This window comes from Bradyrhizobium sp. (assembly GCF_030693485.1).
Lineage (GTDB): Bacteria > Pseudomonadota > Alphaproteobacteria > Rhizobiales > Xanthobacteraceae > Bradyrhizobium.
Genome location: NZ_JAUYAN010000302.1, coordinates 1 through 7,163, shown reverse-complemented (window position 1 = coordinate 7,163; position 7,163 = coordinate 1). Strand labels below are relative to the sequence as shown.

The window sequence follows — 7,163 nt, the reverse complement described above, 5'->3', positions numbered from 1 at the left end:
TCACGAACCTTGAATGCCAGATCACGTTGAGTGTAGGGCTTGTTGAGAAGATGGACGCCTGCATCCAGCCTCCCCTCGTGAACGATGGCATTGCGGGTGTAGCCTGTCGTGAACAGCACGGGCAAAGCGGGACGCTGTTTGACGATCTCGTCTGCTAGTTGCTTGCCGGTCATGCCCCCGCCCAGGACGACATCGGTGAACAGCAGGTCGATTCGCGTCGCCTCGGAAAGCACCTGAAGCGCTTCGGTTCCGTCGCCGGCGGCCAGGACCGCATAGCCCAAATCCTCCAGCACCCCGATGGCGTATTCCCGCACCCCGATGTCGTCCTCGACCAGAAGAACGGTCTCGCCGGCGCGGGCGCGAGGCAGCGGTTTCTCCTCGACGATCTGCTCGCGGGGATGAACGGCTACCGCTGGTTCGATATGGCGCGGCAGATAGATTTTCACCGCGGTGCCTTGCCCGGGCTCGCTGTAGATCCTGATATGACCGAGCGATTGCTTGACGAACCCGTAGACCATCGAAAGCCCTAGACCGGTGCCTTTGCCGGTCTGCTTGGTGGTGTAGAACGGCTCGAAAACCTTCTCGAGGATATCGGGCGGGATACCTGTGCCGGTATCGCTGACACTGAGCATGACATACTGCCCGGCCTTCAGGTCACCGAAGCGATTGACATAGGCCTGGTCGAGATAGGCATTCGCGGTCTCGATGGTCAGCTTGCCGCCGTCCGGCATGGCGTCGCGGGCGTTGATGGCAAGATTGATCAGCGTGTTCTCGAGCTGATTGAGGTCGGCAAATGCCGACCACAGCCCCGCGGCCGTCACCGCTTCGACCTTGATGGTTTCGCCGACGGTGCGAATCAGCATTTCTGACAGGCTGGCCAGCGCGTCGTTCAGGTTCAGGGATTGCGGCTCGAGCGTTTGCTGGCGCGAGAACGCCAGCAATCGATGGGTCAGCTTGGCGGCGTTGCGAGCGCCCTGCAGCGCCGCCTCGACCGGCCGGTTCAGGGTCGCGGCATTATCCAGGGTTTTCAGACGCCGCTGCACGGTATCCAGATTTCCCATGATGATGGTCAGCATATTGTTGAAATCGTGCGCGATGCCTCCGGTCAGCTGGCCGATCGATTCCATTTTCTGGACTTGTCGCAAGGTGTCTTCCGTCTCGTTGCGGCGCTGGATCTCAGCGGCCAGCTGGCCGGTGCGCTCCGCCACCTTGAGCTCAAGTACCTTCTGGTGACTTTCGATCACGTCACCGCGCCGCTTCAGTTCGATCGATACGGCCGAGAGGGTCGCGCCGATTGTCCCGGCCTCGGCGAACGGGGCCGGCGGCGGCGCGACAACCTGACCATCGCCAAGTTGTCGCGCCGCCGACGTGAGCGCCGTCATTCCACGGGTGGCGTAACGGCCGACCAGGCCGGCAAGGGTCAGGCTGAGCAGGATCAGCGCGATCGTCGTGAGCCCGCTCACCCACAGTATCCTGTCGAGGGGTGCACTGATGTCGGATTCGAGCCGAGCGATGCCGGCCGTCCATCCGTACTGCGATTGGGCGTAGCCGGTGACACTCCAGTCACCCTCGACGGTCTTGTTTTCGACCCAACCGGTCGGACTACGGGCGATGCCCGCTCGCCAGCCGTCGCTGGCGAGCGTGCCGACGCGGGCCTCATGATCCGGAACGCGGGCGACGAATTTCCGGTTGCGATCGATGATCGCGACCACTTCGCCCTGGGTGAACCGTTCCGTCAGCAGCGCCAGAAATCGTTGCGGCGACATCACCATCTCGACCGCATAGAGCGGAACGCCATCGCGAAACACCGGAGCCTCGATGTAGGTTATCCAGCGTTGGGAAACCGGCCCAAAGAGCATATCGCCGACCTGGAACCGCCGCTCCGCGAATGCGCGCTGAATCACCTCCGGAGCGGCGTGCCTGGGCAGGGCCGTCCCGTCGGGCGTCTGCGTACTCAGCAGGAGCTGCCCCTCCGGGCTGCTCACTGTGATCCATGCGCCGGGCGCGAAGGTCAGCGCCCGTTCTGCCTCCTTTCGAAACTCGACGAAATTGCCTTCCTGCAAGGCGGGCGACAATGCCAGCGTGGTGGCGAGCGCTACGTGGATCTGGATCTCGCTATCGACCAGCCCCGCCAGGGTCTTCGCCGCTATCGTGAGGTTCTGCCTTGTCGCACGGCGCTCGTTGTCGACCAGCAGGTTGAACATGAAAAGCGAGAGCAAAATGAGCGGAACTGCCGTCGCCAGGACCAGCAGGAAGAGCTGATGCGCGAGTGGACGACCGGCTAGTCTGACGGCCAACATCGGTACTGCCCTGGCGTTACTCATGCGCCCGCAAATTAGCCAGCAAATTCAGCAAGTCAACGCCTCTGCTGGTGGCTCAAAAGATGCTCTGTCCGGTTATGGACCGATCGGCGGTAGAGCAAGGTGCGACGCCCTCGCCGGCGCGCCCGCCGTCACGCCGCCCCGCCGAGATAGAGCCGCTTGACGATGTCGTTGCCGCGCAATTCATCGACTGAATCGGCCGCGACCACGATCTCGCCATGGACGATGATGTAGCCGCGATCCGCGATCCGGATCGCCTGGTTGAAGTTCTGCTCCGCCATCAGCACCGTGAGACCGAGATGCCGGTTGAGTTCGCCGATCTTGGCGATGGTCTGCGAGACCAAGAGCGGCGACAGGCCGACCGAAGGCTCGTCGATCAGCAGCAGGCGCGGCGACGACATCAGGGCGCGCGCGCTCGCCAGCATATGTTGCTGCCCGCCCGACATGGTGCCGGCCAGTTGCTTCTGCAAATCCTTGAGCGCCGGAAAGGTCTCGAAGGCGAGCGCCAGGTTGCGGTCGATGTTCTGCCGCGCGGCCTTGCGGAAGGCGCCGAGCATCAGATTTTCCAGCACGGTCAGTTTGGGAAACAGCCGCCGCCCCTCCGGCACCATGGCGACGCCGAGATCGACGATGGCCTCGGCCGACAACAGGGTCAGATCGTGCGCGACGCCGTCGATCGTCAGAATCATGCTGCCGCGCTCCGGCCGCACCAGGCCGGCGACACACTTCATCAGCGTGCTCTTGCCGTTGCCGTTGGTTCCGAGCAGCGCGACGGTCTCGCCGGAATCCACATGCAGACTGACGCCGCGCAGCGCCTTGACGGCGCCGTAGCCCGCATCGAGATCCGTGATGGCGAGGCTAAGTGCCAAGATAGGCCTCCTGCACGCGCTGGTTGGCCATTACTTCGTCGGGCGTGCCGATCGCGATGATCTTTCCGGCCTCGAGACACATCACGCGGTCCGAAAACCGCATCACCGCCTGCATGATGTGCTCGATCATGATGATGGTGATGTCCTGGTCCGCGAGACTCATCAGCAGGTCGAGCACCTCGTCGACCTCGGAGCTGGAAAGCCCTGCCATCGCTTCGTCGGAAATCAGCAGCTTCGGGTGCGTCGCCATCGCGCGCGCCAGCTCCATCTTGCGCAGTTCCACCTGGCTGAGCTGGTTGGCGGAAACGTTCGCCTTCGAGGCGAGGCCCATCCGCGTCAGGATCGACATCATGGCCTCGCGCCGTTGCGCCTCCGAGACGATGACGCTGGTGTCCGCCGCGAAGTCGAGCCCGACCATCAGGTTTTCGGCGACCGTCATGCTCCGGAACGGCCGCGGGATCTGGAAGCTGCGGGCGATGCCGCGGCGCGTGCGCATGTGCGGCTGCAGCCGCGTGATGTCCTCGTCGCGGAACGTCACGGTGCCGGGCTCGGTGCGGAACGCGCCGGAAATGCAGTTGATCAGCGTGGTCTTGCCCGAGCCGTTGGGGCCGATCAGGCCGAAGCGCTCGCCGGGCGGAATATCGACGCTGACATTGTCGAGCGCGGTGAAGCCGCCGAAGCGTTTGGTCAGTGCGGATATCCGCAGCAGTGGGGTTTGCGTTTCGGCTTCCATCATCCTTCGCCCTCGTTGCGCTTGCGGCGAAACCTGCGGACCAGGCCGATGATGCCCTCCGGCGCTGCCACCACGAACAGCACCAGCATGACGCCGAGCACCAGCACGTTGACTTCCGAGGAGATGGTGACGGTGAGCAATTGCTGCGTGGTGCCGAGCACGATCGCGCCGATCACCGGTCCCGCCCAATGCGCGGTGCCGCCGATCAGCGACATCGCCAGCGTCGAGACCGAATAGTTGAGGTTGAACGCGGAGGAGGGGTCGGCATATTGCAGGTACATCGCGGAAGGGGCGCCCGCCGCGCACATCAGCGCTCCCGATATGACGCAGGCCATCAGCTTCAGCCGCAGCGTCGGCACCCCGGTGCATTCCGCGGCCAGCTCGTCGTCCTTCAGCGCCTGCAGGCCGCGGCCCATCCATGATCTCTGGATGTAGCGCGAGACCGCCACCGCCAGCACCACCAGCAACGCCTGCACGAAGAACAGCATCTCGACGTAATTGTCGAACGGCGCCGTCACCGCCGGCCGCTGCAGCTGGATGCCGGCCGCGCCGCCGACATATCGCCAGTTGGTGATCGCGGTCTCGATGATGATTGTCGCCGCGATGGTCGCGATCGAAAAGAAAATTCCCTGCATCCGCAGCGTCAGCAGGCCCAGGGCGAATCCCATCAGGGCGCCGACGGCGGCGGCGGCCGCGATCTGCACCGGCAGCGGCGCGCCGGTCGCCTTGAACAGGAACACTGCGGTGTAGACCCCCATGCCGAAAAACGCGGCGGTGCCGAAATTGACGTAGCCGGCATAGCCGCCGAGGATGCTCCAGGAGACGGCGAGCACGATGAACTGCAGGATCACGTAGCCGGCAAAGAACGGATACTGATTGCCAATCAGCTGCGTCATCAACAGGGCGCCGCCGAGAAACAGCGCCGCTCCGGTCCAGAAATAGATGCCGGTGCGCTTCATGATCGCCTGCCGAACAGGCCCTGCGGCCGCACGGCGAGCACGCCGAGCAGCATCGCAAAGGAAATCGCCGGGGCCCAGGAGGCGCCGAACAGCGTAAGGACGATGGTTTCGGCGACGCCGAGGATGATGGCGGCGACCAGCGTGCCCGACATGCTGCCAAGCCCGGCCATCACGACGACGCAGAAGGTCCGCCCGATATAGGCGCGGTCCAGCGTCGGCTCGACCGGGGCCACGATGATCAGCAGGGCCCCGGCGATGCCGAGCACGGCGGTGGCGATGCCGAACGCCCATTGCTTGATCCGGATCGGATTGGCGCCCATCAGCCGCAGCGCCTCCTGGTCCTGCGCCACCGCACGGATCGCGCGTCCCATGAAGGTGCGCGACAGATACAGCGTCAGCAGGACCGTCAGCGCCACCGCGACCACGAACGCGACCACCAGCCGGAATGGAATCCGCATGTCGCCGAGCCGCCAGGCCTTGCCGACATAGTCCGCGGTGACCGAGCGCTGGTCGACGCCGAACTGCAGGATGATCAGGACTTCGATGATGAAGGCGATCCCGAAGAAGAAGGCGATACCGCGCACGCCGGCGTCGCTGCCGCGCTTTTCGAAGGTTTCGTAATACAGCCGGTAGGCGAGCAGACCGAACAGGAAGAACAGCGGCGTGATCAGCAGTCCCGCCAGCAGCGGATCCACCCCGTAATGCTCGTTGAGGAAGTACACGGCATAGGACGCCAGCACCAGGAACGCCGGATGCGCGACGTGGGGAACGTCGAGCAGGCCGAACGAGATCGACAATCCAAGGCTGACCGCCGCATAGAAGCAGCCGAGCAGCACCCCGATCACCACCGCGTCGAGCAGCAGTTCAAATGAAAACACGTAAGGTCCCCCCTGACCCGTCCCTCATGAATGGGTATTGCTGCCCATCCTTCGAGATGGCCACTTCGTGGCCTCCTCAGGATGAGGATTAAATTGTTGAAACACAACAACCTCATGCTGAGGAGCGAGCGTCGCGAGCGTCTCGAAGCATGGGCAGCAAGCGAGTGTGCCGATCCCCGATCGGCGCACCGCGATCCTGCCGCGGGATCTTACTTGCGCGCGGCCTCGAAGGGAGTGATCAGGTCGCCTGATTTCAGTTTCGCCGGGAACAGGATCACCTGTTTGCCCGGGCTGCGGAACTGTTCGATGTTCTTGTCCTTGATGCCGCGGAACTGGCCCTGCACGACCCCGCTTTCCTTCCACTCGCCGTCCGCCGCGAAGGTGATCGGCCCGACGATGGTCTTGTGGGTGTTCTCGCGCAGGTATTTCGCCAGCGCCTTCTGGTCGAGTGATCCCACGGCCTTGATGGCCTGCTCGATCATCTGGCCGCTGGCATAGCCATAGGGCGCCAGATAGTAGCCGAGCGGATCGACCTTGGCTTCCACGGCGCGCTTGGTATAGGTCTCGAAGAACGCCTTGGTGCCCTCATTGTACATCTGCGGTTCCGGCAGCCACGTGTTGTAGTTGACGACGCCGTTGAGCAGCGAACCGAGGTTCTCCATCACCGTGCCGAACTGCAGGCCGACCATGCCGCCGCCGAACAGCTTGACGTTGTCGCCGATCCCGATCTCGTTCACGGCGCGCAGGATGCCGGCCGAATCCGGCGGATAGGACGCGACATAGACGATATCAGGCTTGGCGGCCTTGAGCGCGCGCAGGATGCCGGAGAATTCCACCGTGCTCGGCGGATAGGCCTGGTCGAACACCACCTGCATGCCGAGTTTGGTCGCGACTTCCCGGGCGGTCTTGGCCAGGTTCTGGGCGAATTCCTGGTCCGCCGCGAGCAGCGCAATGGTCTTGCCGCCGGCCTTCTGGCCGAGATCGAGGAACGAGGACGCCCAGCTGTCGGCCGGTCCCCACGGCGCGTTGTTGAACCACATGTCGTGGCCAACCTTGCTGTTCACCTGGAACGAGAAATTGCCGATCAGCAGCATGCCGCGCTGCTTGACCAGCGGCATCAGCGGCGCCGTCGGCACGGTCGCATAGGGGGCAAACAGGATATCCACCTTGTCGACATCCAGCAGCTTCGAATAGATCGCCGGCGTCTCCGAAGCGCTCGATTTGTCGTCATAGACCACCAGTTCGACCTTGCGGCCGAGCAGGCCGCCCTTGGCGTTGACGTCGTCGCGCCAGACCTCGATGCCGAGCAGCGAAGCCTTGCCGCCGCCGGCGAGACCGCCGGTTTGCGCCATGCTCATGCCGATCTTGATCGGTTGCTGGGCGATGGCGGCTGAAGCCAGCCC

The 7,163-nt window shown here is 63.9% G+C and carries 6 protein-coding genes; all 6 read right to left on the bottom strand.

Features of this window, described 5'->3' with window-relative positions; genetic code table 11:
* Nucleotides 1–2,300 (bottom strand): ATP-binding protein (locus Q8N40_RS22095; protein WP_305713306.1); only part of this gene is annotated, 2,300 nt, incomplete at its 3' end.
* Nucleotides 2,301–2,452: 152 nt separating this feature from the next.
* Nucleotides 2,453–3,190, bottom strand: coding sequence for an ABC transporter ATP-binding protein (locus Q8N40_RS22090; RefSeq protein ID WP_305713305.1), 738 nt, complete (start codon nucleotides 3,188–3,190; stop codon nucleotides 2,453–2,455).
* Nucleotides 3,180–3,926 carry an ABC transporter ATP-binding protein gene (locus Q8N40_RS22085; protein WP_305320666.1) on the bottom strand — a complete coding sequence of 249 codons (747 nt, stop codon included), beginning with the start codon at nucleotides 3,924–3,926 and terminating at the stop codon, nucleotides 3,180–3,182. Before Q8N40_RS22085 ends, Q8N40_RS22090 begins: the two co-directional genes overlap by 11 nt.
* On the bottom strand, nucleotides 3,923–4,882 hold the full coding sequence (locus Q8N40_RS22080; RefSeq protein WP_305320665.1) for a branched-chain amino acid ABC transporter permease: 960 nt from the start codon (nucleotides 4,880–4,882) through the stop codon (nucleotides 3,923–3,925). The genes Q8N40_RS22085 and Q8N40_RS22080 overlap by 4 nt, the downstream gene beginning before the upstream one ends.
* Entirely contained in the window at nucleotides 4,879–5,760 is an 882-nt protein-coding gene (locus Q8N40_RS22075; protein WP_305320664.1) for a branched-chain amino acid ABC transporter permease, read from the bottom strand. Before Q8N40_RS22075 ends, Q8N40_RS22080 begins: the two co-directional genes overlap by 4 nt.
* Nucleotides 5,761–5,969: 209 nt before the next feature.
* Nucleotides 5,970–7,163: amino acid ABC transporter substrate-binding protein (locus Q8N40_RS22070; protein ID WP_305713304.1), on the bottom strand; the 1,194-nt coding region annotated here is incomplete at its 5' end.

What these genes read in the sequence shown, in the direction of transcription:
- Q8N40_RS22085 (WP_305320666.1), bottom strand. Translation starts at nt 3,926, where the DNA reads ATGATGGAAGCCGAAACGCAAACCCCACTGCTGCGGATATCCGCACTG.
- Q8N40_RS22080 (WP_305320665.1), bottom strand. Translation starts at nt 4,882, where the DNA reads ATGAAGCGCACCGGCATCTATTTCTGGACCGGAGCGGCGCTGTTTCTC.